This window comes from Bradyrhizobium sp. USDA 4502, from assembly GCF_054063355.1.
The window spans coordinates 6735627-6758262 of the sequence record NZ_JBSSGF010000001.1; the positions used below are offsets into that span (position 1 = coordinate 6735627).

20 protein-coding genes are annotated in these 22636 nt (G+C 64.9%); 3 read left to right on the plus strand and 17 right to left on the minus strand.

Annotated elements, in window-relative coordinates; translation table 11 throughout:
* Positions 1-78 precede the first annotated feature (78 nt).
* The 8 genes from ACVW1B_RS31495 to ACVW1B_RS31530 all read right to left on the minus strand — a co-directional run bounded on the left by ACVW1B_RS31495 (position 79) and on the right by ACVW1B_RS31530 (position 10219).
* Positions 79-705, minus strand: coding sequence for a glutathione S-transferase family protein (locus tag ACVW1B_RS31495; protein WP_253606435.1), 627 nt, complete (start codon positions 703-705; stop codon positions 79-81).
* A 153-nt stretch (positions 706-858) separates the two neighbouring features.
* A complete protein-coding gene (locus ACVW1B_RS31500; protein WP_253606434.1) occupies positions 859-1452 on the minus strand; it encodes a GNAT family N-acetyltransferase in 594 nt (197 codons plus the stop codon).
* Between the two features lie 210 nt (positions 1453-1662).
* On the minus strand, positions 1663-1920 hold the full coding sequence (locus ACVW1B_RS31505; protein WP_253606433.1) for a hypothetical protein: 258 nt from the start codon (positions 1918-1920) through the stop codon (positions 1663-1665).
* Positions 1921-2654: 734 nt separating this feature from the next.
* On the minus strand, positions 2655-5099 hold the full coding sequence (locus tag ACVW1B_RS31510; RefSeq protein WP_253606432.1) for a penicillin acylase family protein: 2445 nt from the start codon (positions 5097-5099) through the stop codon (positions 2655-2657).
* Between the two features lie 204 nt (positions 5100-5303).
* Complete coding sequence (glpK, locus tag ACVW1B_RS31515; RefSeq protein WP_253606430.1) at positions 5304-6806, minus strand: glycerol kinase GlpK; 1503 nt, start codon at positions 6804-6806, stop codon at positions 5304-5306.
* Between the two features lie 362 nt (positions 6807-7168).
* Positions 7169-8167, minus strand: a complete 999-nt coding sequence (locus ACVW1B_RS31520; protein ID WP_253606428.1) for an SGNH/GDSL hydrolase family protein — start codon at positions 8165-8167, stop codon at positions 7169-7171.
* A gap of 13 nt (positions 8168-8180) precedes the next feature.
* Positions 8181-8963 carry an SGNH/GDSL hydrolase family protein gene (locus tag ACVW1B_RS31525; RefSeq protein ID WP_152977610.1) on the minus strand — a complete coding sequence of 261 codons (783 nt, stop codon included), beginning with the start codon at positions 8961-8963 and terminating at the stop codon, positions 8181-8183.
* Entirely contained in the window at positions 8960-10219 is a 1260-nt protein-coding gene (locus ACVW1B_RS31530; RefSeq protein WP_253606426.1) for an OpgC domain-containing protein, read from the minus strand. Before ACVW1B_RS31530 ends, ACVW1B_RS31525 begins: the two co-directional genes overlap by 4 nt.
* 273 nt (positions 10220-10492) lie before the next feature.
* Between ACVW1B_RS31530 and apaG the strand changes: the two genes are divergently transcribed.
* Positions 10493-10891, plus strand: coding sequence for a Co2+/Mg2+ efflux protein ApaG (apaG, locus tag ACVW1B_RS31535; protein WP_028333747.1), 399 nt, complete (start codon positions 10493-10495; stop codon positions 10889-10891).
* Between the two features lie 111 nt (positions 10892-11002).
* Here apaG and ACVW1B_RS31540 read toward each other — a convergent pair whose 3' ends face one another.
* The 3 genes from ACVW1B_RS31540 to ACVW1B_RS31550 form a co-directional block, all read right to left on the minus strand.
* The gene (locus tag ACVW1B_RS31540; protein WP_253606424.1) at positions 11003-12004 is read right to left on the minus strand and encodes an Hsp33 family molecular chaperone; all 1002 of its coding nucleotides are present in this window, start codon (positions 12002-12004) and stop codon (positions 11003-11005) included.
* A gap of 210 nt (positions 12005-12214) precedes the next feature.
* Positions 12215-13141, minus strand: a complete 927-nt coding sequence (gene argF, locus ACVW1B_RS31545; protein WP_028342316.1) for an ornithine carbamoyltransferase — start codon at positions 13139-13141, stop codon at positions 12215-12217.
* On the minus strand, positions 13141-14349 hold the full coding sequence (locus ACVW1B_RS31550; protein ID WP_253606422.1) for an aspartate aminotransferase family protein: 1209 nt from the start codon (positions 14347-14349) through the stop codon (positions 13141-13143). Before ACVW1B_RS31550 ends, argF begins: the two co-directional genes overlap by 1 nt.
* A gap of 488 nt (positions 14350-14837) precedes the next feature.
* Between ACVW1B_RS31550 and ACVW1B_RS31555 the strand changes: the two genes are divergently transcribed.
* Both ACVW1B_RS31555 and ACVW1B_RS31560 read left to right on the plus strand, forming a co-directional pair.
* On the plus strand, positions 14838-15350 hold the full coding sequence (locus ACVW1B_RS31555; protein ID WP_018269585.1) for a GcrA family cell cycle regulator: 513 nt from the start codon (positions 14838-14840) through the stop codon (positions 15348-15350).
* Between the two features lie 255 nt (positions 15351-15605).
* Positions 15606-16709 (plus strand): IS4 family transposase, encoded by a 1104-nt coding sequence (locus ACVW1B_RS31560; protein ID WP_076824845.1) that lies wholly within the window; start codon positions 15606-15608, stop codon positions 16707-16709.
* Between the two features lie 232 nt (positions 16710-16941).
* Here the strand turns inward: ACVW1B_RS31560 and phoB are convergent, their stop codons facing one another.
* From phoB to pstS, 6 genes are all read right to left on the minus strand, one after another.
* Complete coding sequence (gene phoB, locus ACVW1B_RS31565; RefSeq protein WP_016844067.1) at positions 16942-17652, minus strand: phosphate regulon transcriptional regulator PhoB; 711 nt, start codon at positions 17650-17652, stop codon at positions 16942-16944.
* 145 nt (positions 17653-17797) lie between these two features.
* Positions 17798-18514 (minus strand): phosphate signaling complex protein PhoU, encoded by a 717-nt coding sequence (gene phoU / locus ACVW1B_RS31570; protein WP_016844066.1) that lies wholly within the window; start codon positions 18512-18514, stop codon positions 17798-17800.
* 106 nt (positions 18515-18620) lie between these two features.
* Positions 18621-19439 carry a phosphate ABC transporter ATP-binding protein PstB gene (gene pstB, locus ACVW1B_RS31575; RefSeq protein WP_074131128.1) on the minus strand — a complete coding sequence of 273 codons (819 nt, stop codon included), beginning with the start codon at positions 19437-19439 and terminating at the stop codon, positions 18621-18623.
* Complete coding sequence (pstA, locus tag ACVW1B_RS31580; protein WP_050386784.1) at positions 19436-20281, minus strand: phosphate ABC transporter permease PstA; 846 nt, start codon at positions 20279-20281, stop codon at positions 19436-19438. The genes pstB and pstA overlap by 4 nt, the downstream gene beginning before the upstream one ends.
* 4 nt (positions 20282-20285) lie before the next feature.
* Entirely contained in the window at positions 20286-21275 is a 990-nt protein-coding gene (gene pstC, locus ACVW1B_RS31585; protein WP_016844063.1) for a phosphate ABC transporter permease subunit PstC, read from the minus strand.
* A gap of 229 nt (positions 21276-21504) precedes the next feature.
* Positions 21505-22515, minus strand: coding sequence for a phosphate ABC transporter substrate-binding protein PstS (pstS, locus tag ACVW1B_RS31590; RefSeq protein WP_253606421.1), 1011 nt, complete (start codon positions 22513-22515; stop codon positions 21505-21507).
* Positions 22516-22636: the final 121 nt, after the last annotated feature.

Sequence of the window (22636 nt, forward strand, 5' to 3'; positions counted from 1 at the left end):
TTGTGAGTCATAATCACACGGTCTCGCGACATCCGCGCGCGAGGGGTACACGCCAATCAGCCTGGGTCGCGCCATCCACTAGCCGCTCGGCGGCGCCAGCGGCTGCACGATCTCCTGGAACGGCGGCAGCGCCTCGCAGCGCGCGGCGTGGGCCTTGAGCGCCGGATAGCGCGCGTCGAACAGATGCGGATGCGCCTCGCCGGTGAAGCGCAGCGCGCAGGCCACCGCGACGTCGGCATGACCAATGCGATCGCCCAGCCAGTACGGCGTCGGCACCGCCGCGCGCTCCTGCTCCAGCACCGCGAGCACGCCCGCGATCTGCGCCTCGCAGCGCTCGACCCAGAGCTTCAACTGCTCCTTGCGCAGCACGCGCTCATAGACAAGGCTCACCGCCTTGTCGGCAAGCCCGGTCGCCAGCGCCGTGATGCGCAGATGCTTGCGCCGCTCCGGCCCCGAGCGCGCGATCATCGCCTTGCCCGGCCCGACCAGCTCGTCGAGATAATCCAGGATCGCACTACTCTCGATCAGCGCCTCGCCGTCATCGAGCACCAGCGTCGGCACCCGCCGCACCGGATTGTAGGCCGCAACCTTCTCCGCATCGCCGAAGGTCGACCACGGCTTGTGCTCGAACGGCAATCCATAGAGCCGCAGCGCGATCGCGGTGCGGCGGACGAAGGGCGAGTCGTACTGGCCGATCAAAAACATCTGTCATCTCGTCGATCATGCCGCAGGAGGCCGTGCCTCGAAAGCAGAGCTTTCGAAGTGTGCGGCCACGCCGGGTCAAAGGTTGCGCTTTGCACCATCGTAGATGGGCCGCGCCACATTGCAACCGGATCCTGATCCGGTCCGTTAGGCGAGCTATGCAATCACCGGCACGTGCCGCGCCGCATCGCGCGGCAATTTGCCATCGAGCCTCGGATCATCGGCCACCTCGATCTGCCGCAGGAACGGACGGAAGCCGGAGCGCTGGTAGAACGCGACGGCCGAGGGATGGTCGAAGGTGCAGGTGTGCACCCAGACGCGGCTGACGTCGCGTGACCAGGCGATCTCGAGCGCGCGGTTCATCAGGAAGCGCGCGGCGCCGGTGCCGATGAATTTTGCGGTGACGCCGAAATAGAGCAGCTGGCATTCGCCGGGCACGCTGAAATCGAGTTCGAGCAGGCCTTCATCCTGGCCGTCGACGGCCAGCCCGTAGAGCTCGTTGCCGGGGTCGTGAATCCTCGAAGCGAGATCGGCGTCTTCGAGCCCGGTGCGGGTGAACCACAGCCACTCCTCGCCGACCCGGCGATAGATATCGCGATACCAGTCGAGCGCTGGCGGATCGACCTTGCGCAGGCGCCACGCGCCGGGCGGGTCGTCGCGCAGCGGCGGACGCGCGGTCATTTCCAGATGGGTGACGACGGCAGCGATCTTGCCGTGGGGGATGTCGGAGTAACCGTCGGGCAGCAGCATCGCGACCTCTGTTTGCAGGCTGTCGGCGGGACATAACCGCACGTCGCCGCGGATGCAATGCAACGCTGCGGGCAATGCCTGGTCAGGAGAAGCAGACGAGGTAATCCTCCGCAGCCGCCGCTGCTCATTCGAGCGGCCAGGTCCAACGAGCGGGATAAACCAGTTTGAGCGCGCTTTGAGGGAGGGCTCCCCAGGCCCTCCCGTACTCGGTTAGTTGCCGACCCACACGTTGCCGTTGGCGTCGAAATCGTTCTTCGGGTTGTAGCCGGACTCGCGAAGACTCCGCATGCGCATCGCGCGGTCGCTGACATCGCCATTGAGACTGGCGTTGGCATTGAGCACGGCAGGACTTAGTGCTGTACCCATCACGAGACGCTGGTGGGTCCGGTGTTGTGCCGTGCGTGCATCCGCGAATGCCGCCGTGGACAGAGAAACAACTGCGAGCGAAACAAGAATGATTTTCGTCATGGTCAGCTCCTGTGAAGTAACCAGCTGAGCTTTCAATCGCTTCCAGAAAATGCGTGCTCGCGCCGGATGTGAGAACCGTCACAGGCCGGCGGCGATCACGATCGGTCAGACTAGCAGGCAGAAGCCGACGCTTCTTGGACCCCCGCGCACAGCGTCGCGGGAAGTCCGTGCGCAAATCGCAAACGTCAACTTGTAGTGATCCAGATGCGCCGCCGCGTTGATGGCACAAAGTGAATAGTGGCTGACCGCCGCAGTCCGCGTCGGCATTCGCACCGATGAGTCCCGGGTCGCGCTTCCGCTTTCAGGAGAAGCAGGAAAAGTGAGCGCGGTGCTCGCCACACGTTTGACGTCGTCCCGGCGAAGGCCGGGACCCATTACCACAGGACTACGTTGTTGAACGACGCTGCGGCCCCAACATCGCAGGACAATTGGCATTCGTGGTTATGGGTCCCGGCCTTCGCCGGGACGACGGCGGAGTTTGTGGCGCAGCCGATGAGACGCACTCGCTCCCTCACCTCGGCGTCAGCGTGATCGCGTCCGCGGTTGCGGCTACAGTGTGCCGAACACTCGGTGTCGTCCCGGCGAAGGCCGGGACCCATTACCACAGAGTTGGGTTGTTAAGGCACGCTGTGGCCCCAGCACCGCAAAGCAATCGGCATTGGTGGTTATGGGTCCCGGCTTTCGCCGGGACGACGTTGGAGTTTGTGGCGCAGCCGGTGAGACGTACTCGCCCCTCACCTCGGCGTCAGCGTGATCGCGTCAGCGGTTGCAGCTTCCACGGCGCCGCGGCTGTAGAGCAGCGGCACATACTGGCCCGTCGCCCATAGCGGCGCGAGGTCGCGGTAGTGGCCGCTGAAGGGATCGCCGGATTGGCCCGGCGTGTTGACGGCGCGGCTCGCATCCCAATTGCCGACATCGAGCACCATGCGGAATGAAGCGCCGGAGATCAGATGATAGTCGGAGCGGCGATAGGTGGCGGCGCGCGGCACGTTGGCGGCGCCGCCGAAGGCGAGCGGGCCGACCTGCATCTGCGCCGCGGTCGCCTTGTCGGCGAGCGGCATTAGCGCGTGATTGAATTGCGCGACATGCAGCCGGCCCCAGCGCCAGGTCGACGCATCGGGGCCGAGCTTGTCGGCAACATCGGCGACCGCCTCGCCGAGGCTGTCGCGCAGCACGCGGTCGCGCTCGGCTGAGGGATCGCTACCGAGCGCCGCGTCCGGCTTTTCGAGATAGCCGACAATGGCGGAGATGCTGGAGGCCTCCGGCGCAATCAGTTCGGCTGCCTTCGGCGCGGTGGTCTTGAGCAGCACCGGGCCGAGATGGTTTGCGATCCACACCTCATAAACCGCGGCGGCCGCGCTATCGGCCGCGTCGCGTGCATCCCACGCCTTGAGCAGATCGAGGCCCTTCCTGACGTTCGCATCATCCGACGTGAGCGGCTTCAGCAGCGCGACGAGGCGCCGCGCGAGCATGCCGGTGTCGTCGTTCTGCAGCGCCATCGCGTCCGCCAGCGTCACCTTGCTGTTGGCCTGCAGCACCTCGGTGATGCGCTGCCAGCGCGCGCTGTCGGCCCATTCGAAACCGACCCTGCGCTCACCCACCGGATAATCCGCCGGCAGGTTCATCTGGTTGGCGGTGGCGATAAAGCCCTGCTTCGGCTGGTACAGCTTCGGCAGCTCGTCGAGCGACAGAAAGCCCTGCCACTCGTAACGGCCGTCGCCGGGCACCGGCATCAGGCCGTCGAAACTGGCGCGGCGCGGCGTCTTGCCGGCGGCGACCCAGCCGATATTGCCTGACGTGTCGGCATAGACCTGGTTCTCCGACGGCGCGCCCCAGCGCCGCATCGCGCCGAGGAAGCCGTTCCAGTTCTTCGCCGTCATGTAGTCGGACGAGCCGAAATAGGCCGAGGTGCCCGGCTCGAACCAGATCGAGCGCACCGCGAACGCATGCTTGTTGTCGGCGTCGACGAAGATCACCGGGCCGTGGCGGGTGAACTTCAGCTCGAGATCGCGGTCGGCCTCGCCCTTCACCGCTTCCTTCTCATGCACGATCCGCATGTCCTCCCAGCCGCTGCCGTAGCGGTACTGGTTCGGATTGTCCGGGTTGAGCTCGTAGACGTAGAGGTCTTCCTGATCGACGTTGAAGATGGTCAGCCCGAACGCGATGATGTCGTTGTGGCCGATCGAGATGCCCGGCAGCGCAGGCTCGCCGGCACCGATCACGGAGATGCCGGGCGCATTGAGGCCGACGATGTAGCGCAGCGACGGCACCGAGTGCTCGCGATGCGGATCGTTGGCGAGGATCGGACGTCCGGTCGCGGTGCGCGATGCCGCGATCACCCAGTTGTTGGAGCCGATGGTGTCGCGCTGCTGGTCGGCCTCGGCGAGGTAGGTGTCGGGATCATGCGCCAGCGCCGCCTTCTGGTCCTTCGGCGCGGCGAACTTCACCGGCCGCGTGGCAAGATCGTAGGCGGCGAGTACCGCCTTCGGCACGCTGCAGGGATCGAGCCCATCGGGGATCCTGGTGGTCCAGGTGGGCTCCAGCTTGACGCGGAAGCGATCGGCATCGAGGCCTGCAGCGCAGGCGACCCGCGAGCGCTTCACCTCGGAGGCGACATTGCGGGTCAGGCCATGGCTGCGGACGCGCACGACATCCTCTGCCGACCACAAATCCGGCATCGTGCCTGCGATCCTGAACTCGATCGGCAGCGCGCGCTTGCCCGCCTGGACGTCGGCGACATAGGCGTTGACGCCGGCGACGAACGCCTCCGCATAGGATTTCGCCTTCGGGCCATAGGCGGCCCATTCCGCATTCATGTCGCCGCGATAGAGGAACAGGCGCAGCGTCTTGTCCTGCTCGGCATAGGCAGGGCCAAAATCCTTCGCCAAGAGGCCGAGCCCGCGCTTGCGCCAGAGATCGATCTGCCAGAGCCGATCGCGCGCGGCGTTGAAGCCCTGCAGGAAGAACAGGTCGTGCTCGTTGCCGGCATAGATGTGCGGGATGCCCCAGACATCGACCAGGATCTGCCCCGGCGCCTTCAGCCCGGCGACGTCGGTCTTGACCTCGCGCGCCGCGACGAGCGGGCTCGGCTTCTCACGCGCGGTGGCGGGAGCGGCAAGTATTGCGGCGCAAAGTGCGGCAGTCAGTAGCTTGGTGACGCGGTTGAGATCCGTGTTCATGTTGTTCTCCGATGGTTGTTATTGGTTGTTGCGCGCACTTGGCGAGATTGAGCGGCAGCCGCAGCGGCGCCGCTTGCTTGGTGTGGAGAGAGCCCCCACCCGTAGCGCATCTGACGATGCGCTACGACCTAAGAGCGAGCTTCGCTCGTCTCGACCCCGCTAGCGGGAGAGGTGCAGCGAGCTTGCCGCAGCATCAGATCATTACTACTCCCCCTCGTCGCTCGCCAGCACGCCCTTCACGGCGCGGGCCCAGCCGGCGAGCTTGCGCTCGCGTGTCGCCTGGCTCATCGCCGGCCTGAAGCGGTGCTCGAGCCGCCAATTGTCGGCGAATTTCGCGGGCTCCGGATAGACGCCGGCATCGAGACCGGCGAGATAGGCGGCCCCTAACGCCGTGGTCTCCTGGATCATCGGGCGGTCGACCGGCGCGTTGAGCAGATCGGCGAGCCGCTGCATGGTCCAGTCCGAGGCGGTCATGCCGCCGTCGACGCGCAGCACGGTGTTGGCGGCGTTGGCCTCCGGCCAGTCGGTGCGCATCGCGGCCCACAGATCGAAGGTCTGGTAGCACACGCTCTCCAGCGTCGCATGCGCGAGCTCGGCCGGGCCGGTGTTGCGGGTGAGCCCGAACAGCGCGCCGCGCACGCGCGGATTCCAGTACGGCGCGCCCATGCCGACGAAGGCGGGCACCAAATAGACGCTCTGCATGGAGTCCGATTTGTCGGCAAGCGGTCCGGTCTCGGCGGCGTGCTTGATGATGCCGAGCCCGTCGCGCAGCCACTGCACCGCGCTGCCGGCGACGAAGATCGAGCCCTCGAGCGCGTAGGTGCGCTGGCCGCCGAGCTGGTAGGCGATGGTGGTGAGCAGCTTGTTCTTCGAGGCCACCGGCGTGGTGCCGGTGTTGAGCAGCGCGAAGCAGCCGGTGCCGTAGGTCGACTTCATCATGCCGGGCTCGAAGCAGGCCTGGCCGATGGTCGCGGCCTGCTGATCGCCGGCAATGCCGGAGATCGCGATCGGGCCGCCGAACAGATCGGCGGTGCTCTCGCCGAAGCGGGCGGAGGAATCCCTCACTTCGGGAAGCATCGAGCGCGGCACGCGCAAGAGGTTGACGAGGTCGTCGTCCCAGGCGCCGGTGTGGATGTTGAACAGCAGCGTGCGCGAGGCGTTGGTGGCGTCGGTGGCGTGGACTCGCCCGCCGGTGAGCCGCCACAGCAGATAGCAGTCGACGGTGCCGAACAGCAGCTCGCCGCGCTCGGCGCGCTCGCGCGCGCCCGGCACGTGATCAAGGATCCAGGCGACTTTGGTGCCCGAGAAATAAGGATCGATAATGAGGCCGGTCTTGGCCGAAATCGCCGGCTCATGGCCCTCGGCCTTGAGCCTGGCGCAGATGTCGGCGGTGCGGCGGTCCTGCCAGACGATGGCGCGGTGCACGGCCTGTCCGGTGGCGCGGTCCCACACCACGGTGGTCTCGCGCTGGTTGGTGATGCCGATCGCGGCGATGTCCTTCGCCTTGAGGCCGGCCTTCTCCAGCGCCTCGCGGCACACCATCACGGTCGAGGTCCAGATGTCCTCCGGCTCGTGCTCGACCCAGCCGGAGGCGGGGAAATGCTGCGGAAACTCCTGCTGCGCGACGGCGGCGATGGAGATGTCGCCGCGAAACACCATGGCGCGCGACGATGTGGTGCCCTGATCGATGGCCAGCACGAAAGACATGAGCGTTTCCCTTAAAGCTTGGGTGCAGGCGTCAAGGGAGCGGATTACCGCGGCGAGGTCAAGATTGGAGGCGGGCGTGGCCGGATGGTCGAGGAAAGAGTCCGCAACGGTATCAGTCCCGTCATCCTGAGGTGCGAGCGGAGCGAGCCTCGAAGGATGCACGGCCACCAGCCGGGCCGTCGACCCTTCGAGGGCAGCTGAAGAAGCGGCCACCTCAGGGTGACGGTGATGGAAATGAGCGCACCGCCTCAACCGTCATTGCGAGGAGCGAAGCGACGAAGCAATCCATCCATCAGCGCAAGCGGACGAATGGATTGCTTCGCTTCGCTCGCAATGACGGTTGGAGCGGCCGGGCAGCCCGATCACATCGGCCGGTAGGTCCTGACATCGGCGGGGACGTTGACGCCGATCTTGATCGCACCGACCGAGCGGATGATGTCGTCGCCGAGCAGTTGGGCGAAGCAGGCGTAGCCCCAGTCGTTCATGTGCAGGCCGTCGGCGATGACGAAATCGGTGATCGGGATCGCCTGTTTCTCGTGCCAGTCGCGCATCACCTCGAAGCGCGGGAAGATGCCGACATGACGCAGGGCGGCGATGCGGCCGAGCAGCTTCACCATGCCGCGCGCGCTTTCGGGGCGCTCGGTGACGCGCGGCGAATATTGCGGATCGACCAGCACGACGTCGGCGCCGGACGCCTGAAGGCGCGCCACGCCGTCCTCGACCTGCTTGGCGGTCTCGGCGGGATCGAGGTTGCGCAGCACCGCGTTGGTGCCGACCTGCCAGATCACCATGTCGGGATGGACGTCGATCACCTCGGTTTGCAGCCGCGCCATCATCTCGGGCGCGTCCTCGCCGCCCTTGCCGCGATTGAGCACCGTGATGTCGGCGGACGGATACTGCCGGCGCAACTGTCCGGCGAGCCGGTTCGGATAGGTGAATTCCGGCGCCGACGAACCATAGCCCTGGGTCGAGGACGAGCCGAACGCGATGATGACGACCGGCTTGCCGGCGACGAGCTTGGCCGCGACATGCGGCAGCGAGCCGGTGCTGTTCGGCACACCCTTGGGCTGATGACAGGGCACGCGGTGGAAGATGTCGCTGGCGGATTTCGCGGCCTGCTTCACCCTGTCGAACGCCTTCGCGGCGACGCCGGGTTGCGGCGGATTGGTCGCGTCAGCCGTCGCAGCGGGCTGCGTCGCATCAGGCTTTGCAGCCTCGGTCTTGCCGTCGGACGAAAGCGCTGCATGCTGGTCGGTCTGCGCGCGCAATGGCGCGACCGCGAGCGGCGCGAGCAGTGCCAGCGCCGCAACGGCGCACAGACTCCGCCCTGCGGAAGCACAAAAAGGGAAGGCAAAACGCATTTACTCTGCTTCCTTAATTCTGCTGCACCGGGCCCAGATGGGCCGCATCGATCACGAATTTCGCCAGTGCGCGGCCGAGACAGGCATGAACCTTCTTGGCCAGATCGACACCATGCGAGGTGCTGAACAGGTCAAAATATCCGGCGTCGCTCCACTGCTTCATAATCGCGAACCGGTCGAACAGCGGAACGTCGTGCTGCTGCGCCACCACCTTCATGTTGTCGAGATAGGGCGGCGCAGAGATCATCGTCTCCGTACGCGGGCTGTATTGCAGATTGACCAGCACCACGTCGGTCCCGGCGTCCCGCAACGCAACAACGCCTTCGTTGATGGCGGTACGGAAATCGTCGGGATCGACCGCTCGCATAGCATCGACGGTTCCGGTCTGCCAGATAACCAAAGTAGGCTTTTTTGCTTCAACAAGCTTAACAAGAGTTCCCGCGGTCTCCTCGGCGGTGCTCTTTCCCTGTAATTCTACGGATAGATCGATCGTCGACGACGGCAACGCTTCCTTCAGCGCCGCCTGCAGCGTGGCCGGATAGGCGCTCGCCTCGTTGCCCTGGATGGTCGAGGAGCGGCTGCCGACCACCAGCACGTTGAGCGGCCGGTTGGACTTGATGGCGTCGGTGACCTTGGGCAGCGAGCTCTCGCTCGTAAGCAGATAGGCGGGCACGTCGCAGGGCGGCGGCGGGGGCGGCTCCGCGGTGTCGCCGGCGCGCGCTGGCGCCGCCGCCAAACCGGCCGTCAGGCAGGCTGCGAGCAGCGTCAGGCCCAGCATCGTCCGCGCGGACTTCATGCTCCCCCTCCCGCCAGATCGGCGTTGCCGGCGGCGCCTTTTTTCGAGGCGCCTTTGTCGGCGGAGTGTTTGTACCACGAAATGATCCACGCCATGCCGCACATGATGAGGATGCCGCAGACGCTGATCAAGGCGTGCAGTGCGGCACCGCCAGATACTTCGGCAAGCACGAAGTGACCGGCGAAGGCGAGGAAGACCCCGAGGCAGAATATCTCAAGCGAGTGCTGGCCACACAGGATCAAAGGTCGCAGCCAGGGCGATTTCAGGCCCGGCCAGTCCTTGGGCAGGAAGCGCACGGTGAGCGCGGCGAGCGCCAGGAAGTGCGCGAATCGCAACACGTCCAGGTCGGTCTTGTTGATCGGATACATCCATTGCTCGATCACCTTCGGCATGATGTGGCCGAGCTGCGGCACGTACCAGGTCAGGGTCACGAAGAACGCCGCGACCAGATAGACGATGCAGATCCACATCGTGATGTTCGACGACAGGATGCGCGACATCCGCCGCGCCCCGCCGAGCGCGCACCAGGCGCCGAACACGAACAGCAATTGCCAGGCGAACGGATTGAACGCCCAGAAGCCGTTCGGATAGGCCGAGAGATAAAGGTCGAACTGCCAGGTCACCGCGTAGAGCACGACCGAGAGGCCGAGGGTGACGTCGGGCTTCCATTTCATCAGCCACAGGATCAGCGGCAGGAACAGCATCAGCACGATATAGAGCGGCAGCACATCCATGTTGACGGGACGGAAGCGCAGCAGCAGCGCCTGGACGATGGTGACGTCGGGCTGCTTGAGGAAGTCCATGATCCCCATTTCCTCGCTGTAGAGCGGGTTCTCGAACGAGGTCGCGACATAGGAGATCTCGGCGAGGAAGATCGTGAACAGGAAGACGTGCGCGACATAGATCTGCCAGACCCGGCGCAGGATGCGCGCGGTCGCGATCACGAAGCCGCCCTCCAGCATGGCGCGGCCGTAGACGAAGGCCGCGGTGTAGCCGGAGATGAAGATGAAGATCTCGGTGGCGTCGGAGAAGCCGTAATTGCGGATCGTCAGCCAGGTCAGAAGATTGGTCGGCAGATGATCGATGAAGATCAGCCACAGCGCGAGCCCGCGGAACAGATCGAGGCGGAGCTCGCGCTCGCCGGTCGCCGGCAGCGTGATCGCGGGCGCAGCAACCTTCGCCTCGGCCTCTGCCTTTACTTCGGTCTTGGCGTCAGCCACCGGCGAACCGGCTATGGGATCGGCAATCGAGCTCATCAAACACCGTGTCGGCCGCGGACGCCCCGCACGCCGTGCTGAAAAGATAATATCGGTCCGCGAGTTGCCGACAAAGCACGGAGTGCGGCGGCATGCGGCCGCGCTTTAGAGCGGAACTATGTTGAAACCGCGATGAACGAGCCGCCCTTGGACCGCCTTTTCGCGGCCTGGCAGGCGATTGGTTCCGGCGGTTCAATTGGCTATGATAGCGCCCTGTTTGAGCATGATCCGGTCGAAAACGGACCATGCGCCAGGACCATCGGATTGAGCCGCATGTACCGCGCCGTTACCCGCCAGATCGAAGTCACCGTCGAGCCGAACTTCATGCCGGAGCGCTCGTCGGTCGACCGGCGCGAATATTTCTGGTCGTACAAGATCGTGATCGTCAATTCGGGCCCGGAAACGGTGCAGCTGCGGACGCGGCACTGGATCATCACCGACGCCACCGGCCGCCGCCAGGAGGTGCGCGGCGAGGGCGTGGTCGGCGAGCAGCCGGTGCTCGCGCCCGGCGAACGCTTCGAATACACGAGCGGCGTGCCGCTGCCGACCGCCTCCGGATTCATGACCGGCAGCTATCAGATGGTCACCGAAGCCGGCGAGCGCTTCGACATCGACGTGCCGACATTCTCGCTGGACAGCCCGAGCCCGGGCGGGAAAAGGGTGCTGAACTGACGCGCAGCAATGCACGTCATCGCCGGGCTTGACCCGGCGATCCATCGCTTCAAAAACGCTTTTGCCATGATGGATGGCCGGGTCGAGCCCGGCCATGACGAAGGTCACCTGTTACTCCACGCCGGCTTCCTGCGGCGTGAATTCATACACCGACGAGCAGAACTCGCAGGTCACGACGACCTTGCCGTCCTTGACCATCTCGGCGCGGTCGTTCGGCGCAAAGCTCTTCAGCATCGACGACACCGCGTCGCGCGAGCAGGAGCATTGCGCGCGCAGCGTTTGCGGGTTGAAGACGCGCACGCCGCGTTCGTGGAACAGGCGATAGAGCAGCCGCTCGCCGGACAGATCGGGATCGATCAGCTCGACGTCCTCGACGGTCGAGATCAGCGACTGGCCCTCGACCCAGGCGTCATCGTCCGGCACGCTATGCGTGGCCGTGCCTTCCGGCGCATCGCCGGGATGCAGATCGGCCTGCTTGGCGCGCTCGGGCGCCTTGGGCAGGAATTGCAGCAGGATGCCGCCGGCGCGCCAGCGCAGCTTGCCGCCTTCGCCGCCGCGCATCTCCTCGCCGACCGCAAGCCGCACCCGCGTCGGGATCTGCTCCGAGCGCAGGAAATATTCGTGGGCCGCCTCTTCCAGGCCGCCGCCGTCGAGCGCGACCAGTCCCTGGTAGCGGCTGGTGTTAGAGCCCTGATCGATGGTCATCGCAAGGTGGCCCTTGCCGAGCAGCTCGCCCGAACTCTGGCCATTCTTGAGGCGCGATGCGTCGTAGCGCGCATAGGCGCGCAGCCGGTCGGGCGCCTGGAAATCGACGATCAGGAGCGAGACCGGACCTTCGGTCCGGGTCTGCAGGATGAAGCGGCCCTCGAACTTGACCGACGAGCCGAGCAGCGTGGTGAGCACGATCGCCTCGCCGAGCAGCTTGCCGACCGCGGGCGGATAATCGTGCTTGTGCAGGATCTCGTCGAGCGCGGGGCCGAGCCGGGTCAGCCGGCCGCGCAGGTCCAGCGCGCCGACCTCGAAGGCCAGCACGGCATCGTCGACCGGAACCGCTGATGGCGCGCGAACCGGCGCCTCGGGCGTGATTTTGATGTCGGGGGATTGTGAAACCATGGCGCTCTATCTGGGGTCTCGGACCATGAAATAAAGGGGTTCACTAACGCGGATATCTCCGTCGTCCCTGCGAAAGCAGGGACCCATAACCACCGATGTGAGCTGCTGCATCAAGCTGGTGCCCCAGCCTTCGCAACAATTGACAGCGGTGGTTATGGGTCCCGGGTCGCGCTTCGCTTGCCCGGGACGACAACGCTTACTGATCTACGACTACGCGACCGCGTCGAAACACCAGGCCAGAATGCCCTTCTGCGCATGCAGGCGGTTTTCCGCCTCGTCGAACACCACGGATTGCGGCCCGTCGATCACCTCGTCGGTGACCTCCTCGCCGCGATGCGCGGGCAGGCAGTGCATGAACAGTGCGTCCGGCTTGGCGAGCGACATCAGCTTGGCATTGACCTGATAGGGCCGCAGCACGTTGTGGCGGTGCTCGCCCTCCTTGTCGCCCATCGACACCCAGGTGTCGGTGACGACGCAGTCGGCGCCGCGCACGGCGGCTTCCGGATCGGTGCCGAGCATGATCGGCGCGCCGGTCGCCTTGATCCAGTCGCGCATCGGCTTTTTCGGCGAGAGCTCCGGCGGGGTCGCGACATTGAGCTGGAACTTGAATCGCTCTGCGGCATGCGCCCAGGAGGCCAGCACGTTGTTGTCGTCGCCGGTCCAGGCCACGGTCTTGCCCTCGATCGAGCCGCGGTTTTCCTCATAGGTCATGAGGTCGGCCATCACCTGGCAGGGATGCGAACGCCGGGTCAGGCCGTTGATGACGGGAACGGTAGCGTGCGCCGCGAGCTCGAGCAGCGCGTCATGGTTGAGGATGCGGATCATGATCGCATCGACATAGCGCGACAGCACGCGCGCGGTGTCGGCGATGGTCTCGCCGCGGCCGAGCTGCATCTCGGCGCCGGTCAGCATGATGGATTCACCGCCGAGCTGGCGCATGCCGACGTCGAACGACACCCTTGTGCGGGTCGACGGGCGCTCGAAGATCATCGCCAGCGTCTTGCCTTCGAGCGGCTTCCTGCCCTTCTCATGCGCCTTCAGCTTCGCCTTCATGGCGGCTCCGGCGGACAGCATGTTGCGCAGCTCGCCGAGCGGCAGCTCGTTGATATCGAGGAAGTGACGGACCGGCTTGCTCATTATCCAGCCGCCTTCTTCGGCTGCGCCGCCGACAGCACAGAGCAGGCGCGCTCGAGCGCGATGATCGACTGGTCGATCTCGGGCTCGGTCACGATCAGCGGCGCCAGGAACCGCACCACATTGTCGCCGGCGCCGACAGTGAGCAGCTTCTCGTTGCGCAGCGCTGCGATCAGGTCGCCCGACGGCACCACCGCCTTGACGCCGATCAACAGGCCCTCGCCGCGCACCTCCGACAGCACGCCGGGATAGCGGTCGACGACGGAAGCGAGCTTCTGCTTGAGCAGCAGCGACATCTTCTGCACATGCTCGAAGAAGCCAGGTTTCAGCATGACGTCGAGCACGGCATTGGCGGCGGCGACCGCGAGCGGATTGCCGCCGAAGGTCGAGCCGTGCGAGCCGGGCGCCATGCCGGCCGCAGCCTGCGCGGTCGCCAGCACCGCGCCGATCGGAAAACCGCCGCCGAGCGCCTTGGCCAGCGACATCACGTCCGGCGTGACGCCGGTGCGCTTGTAGGCGAACAGCTCGCCGGTGCGGCCCATGCCGGTCTGCACCTCGTCGAAGGCGAGCAGCAGGCCGTGCTCGTCACACAGCGCGCGCAGTGCCTTGAAGAACGCCTGCGGCGCCGAGCGCACGCCGCCCTCGCCCTGCACCGGCTCGATCAGGATGCCGGCGGTGTGCGGGCCGATCGCCTTCTTCACCGCCTCGATGTCGCCATGCGGCACCTGGTCGAAGCCGTCCATCGGCGGGCCGAAGCCTTCGAGATATTTCGCCGAGCCTGTCGCCGCCAGCGTGCCCAGCGTGCGGCCGTGGAAGGCGCCCTCGAAGGTGATGATGCGGTAGCGCTCGCCATGGCCCTTGGAGAAGTGATAGTGGCGGACCAGCTTGATCACGCCCTCCATCGCTTCGGCGCCGGAATTGCAGAAGAACACGAAGTCGGCAAAGCTCTGCTCGCACAGCCGTGCGGCAAGCACCTCGCCGTCCGGGCTCTTGAACAGGTTCGACATGTGCCAGAGCTTGGTCGCCTGTTCCTGCAGCGCCTTGACCAGATGCGGATGCGCGTGCCCGAGCGCGTTGACCGCGACGCCCGAGGTGAAATCGAGATAGCGGTCGCCGTTGGTTGCGATCAGCCAGGCGCCCTCGCCGCGCTCGAAGCCGAGATCGACCCTGGCGAAGACGGGGAGCAGATGCGACGTGGCAGCGTTGGTCATGGCGATCACTGACGGTTTTTAAGCCGACAATTGCCGCTGCGCCTTGACGCCAGCGCAGCAACGGCCAGCTTCGGAAAACAAAACGGCCGCCTTTGCGGGCGGCACGTGGCGGGCATTCTATGCTGCGGTCGGTAAGTGTCAATCGCCACGAAGTGGCCTTCCTGCAATGCGAAACGAGCGCAATCTGGAGCATTCCGGTGCGGTGGAAAAGCCTCATGGCAATGCTTAACTGTGTGGGAACATGTGGACGCACGGCCGCGGACTCTTGCGCCAGAGTCACGCCATATTGTAGCGTTTGGCCTGTCGGGTACGACATCTCGTGCGGCGGTACTGGACCCTCTAAGTAGCCTTTGTGTCTCGCGTAAACGTTCGGGCGCAACACCGTGCCCGGCGAGGGCTAAGGGATTCTGGCCGCAGGGATATTTGTCCAGATTGGCTCGCAGCGCCGCTCCAATGATTGGCCGGCGCTACGCGAAGGGAAGAATGCGATGACTGTATTGACCTGGTCCGACGATCGCGTCGAGCAGCTGAAGAAACTCTGGGAGTCCGGCCTGTCGGCCAGCCAGATCGCGGCGGAACTTGGCAATGTGACGCGAAACGCCGTGATCGGCAAAGTGCATCGGCTCGGCCTCTCCGGCCGCGCCAAGGCACCCTCCACGGCCGCGCCGCGGCAGCGCAAGGCTCGCCCGGCCCAGCACATGATGCGGGTGGCGCGTCCGGTCTCTCGCGGCAACACCGCGCTGGCGCACGCCTTCGAGGTCGAGATGGAGCCCGATCCGATCTCCTACGACAATGTGGTGCCGATGAGCCAGCGGCTCTCGCTGCTGGAGCTCAACGAGGCCACCTGTCATTGGCCGGTCGGCGATCCCTCGAGCCCGGAATTCTTCTTCTGCGGCGGCAAGGCGCTCGCCGGCCTGCCCTATTGCGCGCATCACTCGCGCGTCGCCTACCAGCCCGCCGCCGATCGCCGCCGGCCGTCGGCGAAACCGCAGATCAAGTGAGCACTCGGGAAAACGACGGAAGACCTCAAAAACAAATCCCCGCGAAAGCGGGGATTTTTTTGTGTGATGCGTAGCCCATTACATCACCGGCGTCGTCCCGGCGAAAGCCGGGACCCATAACCACTAATGCGTGTTGTTAGAAAGCCGTCTGGCCGCGTGCCGATTGCACTGGCCGCGGCGTATGGGTCCTGGCTTTCGCCCATAGGCGCTAAAATAGGATTTGCGCCTTGGATTCGCTTGTGATTCCAAGATGGAATGGCACACGAATCGCTTGTGAACAAAGATTGGGCGCGCGTTGTCGCCCGACTTGGCGGAGCCGAGGCTCTGAACATTAGCGCGCGCAAGACGAAGGCGTTTGTCCGTCCGCGGGAGATCAGCAATGCGGTCGACTTGCTGCGCCTGATCTTGGCTTATTGCCTTGGTGAGAAAGGGCTGCGGTTGACGGCGGCATGGGCCACGTCGGTTGGGCTTGTCGATATCTCCAACGTGGCTCTGTTGTATCGCTTACGTCAGTGCGGAGATTGGCTGGCAATCTTGGTCGAGCAGGCGCTTGCCGCCGCGGCGCCGAAGGCGAGCCGCGGTCGTCTGATCCGTATTGTTGACGCCACGACGGTCCCCAAGGCTGGGACGAGCGGCAGGAACAAGAACGCAGTGTGGCGTATCCATAGCGCGTTCGATCTTCCGCAGGAGCGCTTTGGTCACTTCGAACTGACCGATCAGCGAGCGGGCGAGACGCTGGATCGGATACCGGCGGTTGCCGGTGAGATCCGTCTTGCCGATCGCGCCTATCTGCAACCGGAGCGCATGGCGCATCTCGTCGATGCCGATGCGGACTTCGTGATCCGGGCCGGCTGGAAGAGCGCGCGCTGGCTCGATGCCGAAGGTAATCTTGTTGACCTCACTGCCGAACTGCGCAACGCCTCGGCGCGTGGCCTGATCGATCGGCCGATTTGGATAAAGCGCAAGTCAGGTGCGCCGCCGCTCGCAGTGCGTCTGGTTGCCGCGAAGAAGCCGGCGCAAGCTGCTGCGGCTGCGCGACGCAAGGCGCGCCGGACTGCACAAAAGGGAGGTCATCAGCTCTCCAGGCAAACACTTGACGCCGCAGATTGGGTGATCCTGGTGACCTCACTCAGGCCAGAGGACTTCACGACTGCAGATATCCTCGCCCTCTATCGGCTGCGATGGCGCATTGAGCTCGGCTTCAAGCGGCTGAAAAGCCTGATTGGCCTGAAGGGACCTCCCGGAACCGACGAGCGGTCCGCCAGACCCCATATCCTCGCTCATCTGCTGATCATTCTATTGCTCGAGCCGCTCGTCGACGAACTCGAAGACTCTCCCCGCTTGGCCGACGCCGCCTGACCCACCCAGTGACGTGGCGTCTGCTGCGCCAGCTCGTAGCTTCGCTACGGCAAGCGATCATTCCACAGCCCGCAATCGCTCTACTCTGCAGAGCCAGTCACGCTCTCCGGCGACATCTACGCGAGCCACCCAGACATAAGCGCCACTATCAGACTATGATCAAACTATCTTAGCGCCTATGGGCTTGCGCCGGGACGACGCCGTGTTGCGGTTTATGAATGCCGCATGGCCGTTACGGCTGTGGCTCGGCCTTGGCAAAGCGGTCGTCGAGCGCGTAGCCGGCGCCGCGCACGGTGCGGATCGGATCCTGCTCGCGGCCCGGATTGAGCAGCTTGCGCAGGCGGCCGATATGCACGTCGACGGTGCGCTCATCGATGTAGATGTCGCGGCCCCAGACGCTGTCGAGCAGTTGCTCGCGGCTGAACACGCGGCCGGGATGCTCGAGGAAGAATTCGAGCAGGCGATACTCGGTCGGCCCGAGATCGATCGGACGGCCCGAGCGCGCCACGCGGCGCTTCTCGCGGTCGAGCTCGATGTCGCCATAGGTCAGCACGGTCGCAAGCCGCTCCGGGCTGGCGCGGCGCAAGAGGCCCTTCACCCGCGCCAGCAGCTCCGGCACCGAGAACGGCTTGACGATGTAATCGTCCGCGCCGGTGGCAAGCCCGCGCACGCGCTCGCTTTCCTCGCCGCGCGCGGTCAGCATGATGATCGGAAGCTGCTTGGTCTCGGGCCGCGCCCGCAGGCGGCGGCACAGTTCGATGCCGGACAGGCCCGGCAGCATCCAGTCCAGCACCACGAGGTCGGGAACGCGCTCCTTCAGCCGTGTATCCGCATCGTCGCCGCGCCCCACCGTCTCGACATCGTAGCCTTCCGCATCGAGATTGTAGCGCAACAGCGTCGTCAGCGCTTCCTCGTCTTCGACTACCAGAATGCGTGCGCTCATCGGTCTAAGTTCTTTCTCTGTGGTGATCCGTTGCCCAGACGCAAACCGAAACGCTTACTTCCTTGAGCATAGTCCCCGCGGAAACGATTTGTCGCGAGGATCATCCAGTTTCGCTCTTGCCGGTTCCGTGCTTGCCGATCATGCCTCAGTTGCCCGGCACCGTGGTGGCAAAAGTGGTCATGTCCCCCTTCGGGCGCTTGTCGGTGATCTGCTGGCCCTCGATCATGTAGAACACGGTCTCGGCGATATTGGTGGCGTGATCGCCGATCCGCTCGATGTTCTTGGCGCAGAACATCAGATGGATGCAGAACGAGATGTTGCGCGGATCTTCCATCATGTAGGTGAGCAGTTCGCGGAACAGCGAGGTGCAGATCGCATCGACCTCCTCGTCGCCCTTCCAGACGTTCATCGCCGCCGGCAGGTCGTGCGCGGCATAGGCGTCGAGCACCGACTTGACCTGCGACAGCACGAGGTCGGTCATGTGCTCGAGGCCGCGGATCAGCTTCAGCGGCTGGAAATCGCTCTCCAGCGCCGCGACGCGCTTGCCCATGTTCTTGGCGAGGTCGCCGATCCGCTCGAGATCGGTGGCGACGCGCATCGCGCTGACGATCTCACGCAGGTCGATCGCCATCGGCTGGCGGCGCGCGATCGTCAGCACCGCGCGCTCTTCGATGTTGCGCTGCAGATTGTCGATCTCGATGTCGGCGGCGACCACGCGCTTGCCGAGCGCGACGTCGCGACGGATCAGCGCGTCGACCGACTCGGTAATCATTCGTTCGACCAGGCCGCCCATCTCGGCGACCAGGCGGGTCAACTCCTGCAGGTCGCTGTCGAATGCCTTGGCGGTATGTTCAGAAGCCATCGCTTGTCTCCCTCAACCATGATCCCGGGGATCATGGCTTCGTGTCCTGAATTTTAGCATGACCTGATCGGAAAACCGGTTTCCACTTTTCCGGATCATGCGCCGGTCAACCGAACCGGCCGGTGATGTAGTCCTGGGTGCGCCGATCGCTCGGTGAGGTGAAGATCTTGTTGGTGTCGTCGAACTCGATCAGCTCGCCGAGATACATGAAGGCGGTCTTGTCGGAGACGCGCGCCGCCTGCTGCATGTTGTGGGTGACGATCGCGATCGTGTAGTCCTCGGAGAGCTCCTGGATCAGTTCCTCGACCTTGGCGGTCGAGATCGGGTCGAGCGCCGAGCACGGCTCGTCGAACAGGATCACCTCGGGGCGCACCGCCACGGTGCGCGCGATGCACAGGCGCTGCTGCTGGCCGCCGGAGAGCGACAGGCCGGAGGCGTTCAGCTTGTCCTTGACCTCGTTCCACAGCGCGCCGCCGCGCAGCGCCTTCTCGACCCGGTCGTCCATCTCGGACTTCGAGATCTTCTCGTAGAGGCGGATGCCGAAGGCGATGTTCTCGTAGATCGTCATCGGGAACGGCGTCGGCTTCTGGAACACCATGCCGACCCGCGCGCGCAGCAAGTTGAGGTCGAGCTTGGGGTCGAGAATGTTGGTCTGGTCCAGCATCAGCTGGCCGACCGCGCGCTGGCCCGGATACAGGTCGTACATCCGGTTGAAGATGCGCAGCAGGGTCGACTTGCCGCAGCCGGACGGGCCGATGAACGCCGTGACGCGGTTGGTGCCGAGCGTCAGGTTGATGTTCTTCAGCGCGTGGTGCTCGCCGTAATAGAAGTTGAGGTTGCGCACCGTGACTTTCGGCGGCGCTTCCGGCAGCGGAACCTGGGGAATGTGGCCTGCGGCAGTCGTGGAGACGGAAAGCTCGGTCATTTTGCGGCCCTTTCGGCACCAAGGATACGCGCGCCGATATTCAACGCGAGCACGGTGAATGTGATGAGCAGCGCGCCGCTCCACGCCAGCTCTTTCCAGTAGGCGTAGGGGCTCTGCACGAAGTTGTTGATGGTCACTGGCAGGTTGGCCATCGTCTTGGTCAGATCCAGGCTGAAGAACTGGTTCGACAGCGCGGTGAACAGCAGCGGCGCGGTCTCGCCGGCGACGCGGGCGGTCGCCAGCAGCACACCGGTGATCAGACCCGATCGCGCGGCACGATAAGCGATCCGCTTGATCACCAGCGAACGCGGCAGGCCGAGCGCGGAGGCGGCCTCGCGCAGCGGATTGGGCACCAAGAGCAGCATGTCCTCGGTGGTACGCAGCACGACCGGGATCACGATCACCGCGAGCGCAAGACTGCCTGCGATCGCTGAGAAGCCGCGCATCGGCACCACCACCGCACCATAGATGAACAGGCCGATGATGATCGAGGGCGCGCTGAGCAGGATGTCGTTGATGAAGCGGATCACCGAGGTCAGCTTGTCGTGCTTGCCGTATTCGGCGAGGTAGGTGCCGGCGAACAGGCCAAGCGGCGCGCCGATGCCGACGCCGATCACGGTCATGATGACCGAGCCGACGATGGCGTTGAGCAGGCCGCCTTCGGTCGAGCCGGGCGGCGGCGTGTTCTGGGTGAACAGCTGCACGCTGAGGCCGGCAAGGCCGTTATAGAGCAGCGTGATCAGGATCAGCGCCAGCCAGGTGACGCCGAACAGCGCCGCACCGACACAGAGTGCGCGGATGACGATGTCGCTGCGGCGGCGGGATTTGTAGATCGGGTTCATGGCGTTACTTCCCCGCCTTCTTTTCAAGCCGCATCAGCATCAGCCGCGCGCCGGCGAGCACGAAGAAGGTCAGCACGAACAGCAGCAGGCCGAGCAGGATCAGGCCGGACTGGTGCAGGCCGTCGCTCTCGGCGAATTCGCTGGCGATCGCCGCCGAGATCGTGGTGCCCGGCGCGAAGATCGACGACGAGATCCGGAACGAGTTGCCGATGATGAAGGTCACCGCCATGGTCTCGCCGAGGGCGCGGCCGAGCGCCAGCATGATGCCGCCGATCACGCCGACGCGGGTGTAGGGGATCACGACGCTGCGAACGACTTCCCAGGTGGTGCAGCCCATGCCGTAGGCGGCCTCTTTCAGCACCGGCGGCACGGTCTTGAACACGTCGACCGAGATCGCGGTGATGAAGGGCAGCACCATGATCGCAAGGATCAGCGCGGCGTTGAACAGGCTGAGATAGGACGGCGGGCCTGCGAACACCGCGCCCAGCACCGGGACGCCCTCGAAGATCCGGATCATGAAGGGCTGGAACGTGTTGGCCAGGAACGGGCCGAGCACGAAGAAGCCCCACATGCCGTAGATGATCGAGGGGATGCCGGCGAGCAGCTCGATCGCGATGCCGATCGGGCGGCGCAGCACTTGCGGGCAGAGCTCGGTGAGGAACACGGCGATGCCGATGCCGACCGGAATGGCGATCAGCATCGCGATGACCGAGGTAATCAGCGTGCCGTAGATCGGGCCGAGCGCGCCGAGCACCGGCGGATCGGCCGAGGGCGCCCAGCGCTGCGTCCACAGGAAGGCGAAGCCGTATTCCTTCATCGCCGGCCAGGCGCCGACGATCAGCGACAGGATGATGCCGCCGAGGATCAACAGAACCGAGATCGCCGAGATACGGGTGATCCAATAGAAGGTGAGGTCACCAAGCTTGAAGGCGCTGAGGGCCTTGGCGCGATCGTAAGGTCCCGCGGCTTCCATCACATCGCTCTGAACAGCCATGTCTGCCACGCCAATCCCCTCTTTAGTATGCAAAAGCCACGCAAACCGCTACGCCCCGAAGCGATCTTCACTGACGCATTTGGCCGGGCGTCGTCGTTCCAGCCACGCCCCTTGAGGCGCGAACCCCGGCCTCGATCCCGCGCTTGTCGCCGCGGTGATGGAGGCCGGGTCTTGGTCGCTCAACCTGTGCCGCGATCCTGTCGGCACAGGCCCTGTCGCAGCGTCGGACTTAGCTCTTGATGTCCGACGACCAGGTCTTCTCGATCAGCTTGACGACCGAGTCCGGCATCGGAATGTAGTCGAGCTCTTCGGCCGCCTTGTCGCCCTTCTCGAAGGCGTACTTGAAGAACTTGAGCGCTTCCTGCGAGGCCGCCTTGTCGGTCGAGTCCTTGTGCATCAGGATGAAGGTCGCCGCGGTGATCGGCCAGGAGGCTTCGCCCGGCTGGTCGGTCAGGATCACGTAGTAGCCGGGAGCCTTGGCCCAGTCGGCATTCGAGGCGGCAGCCTGGAAGGCAGCCATGGTCGGCTGCACGGTCTTGCCGGCCTTGTTGACCAGCCCGGTGTAGGTCAGCTTGTTCTGCTTGGCGTAGGCATACTCGACATAGCCGATCGCGTTCTTGGTCTGGCTGATGTTGCCGGCAACGCCTTCGTTGCCCTTGGCGCCGACGCCGACCGGCCACTCGACCGCGGTGCCGGAACCGACCTTGGACTTCCAGTCGGCGTTCGACTTGGAGAGATAGTCGGTGAAGTTGAAGGTGGTGCCCGAACCGTCCGAACGGCGCACGACGGTGATGGCATCGCCCGGCAGGGGCAGCTTCGGATTGAGCTTGGCGATCGCCGCGTCATTCCACTTGGTGATCTTGCCGAGATAGATGTCGCCGAGCACTTCGCCCGACAGGATCAGGTCGCCCGGCTTGATGCCTTCGAGGTTCACGACCGGGACGATCGCGCCCATCACCATCGGCCACTGGACGAGGCCGTCCTTCTCGAGCTGCTCGTGCTTGAGCGGCGCGTCGGTGGCGCCGAAGGTCACGGTCTTGGCCTGGATCTGCTTGATGCCGGCGCCGGAGCCGATCGACTGGTAGTTCAGACCGTTGCCGGTCTCCTTCTTGTAGGCGTCAGCCCACTTCGAATAGATCGGAAACGGAAACGTCGCGCCCGCGCCGGTAATATCGGCAGCGAAGGCCGACGTCGAAGCGGCGATCATGCCGGCTGCGACGATTGCTTTGATGAAATTCATGGGTGGTCTCCATCCTGTGAGCGAAGCGCCGAATGCGCCCGATCGCGCTCACGCCGGTCCATCTAGGAGCGGTCGGTGCTGCTTTTACGAAGGTTGGATGACAGTTGGATGACAACGCTAA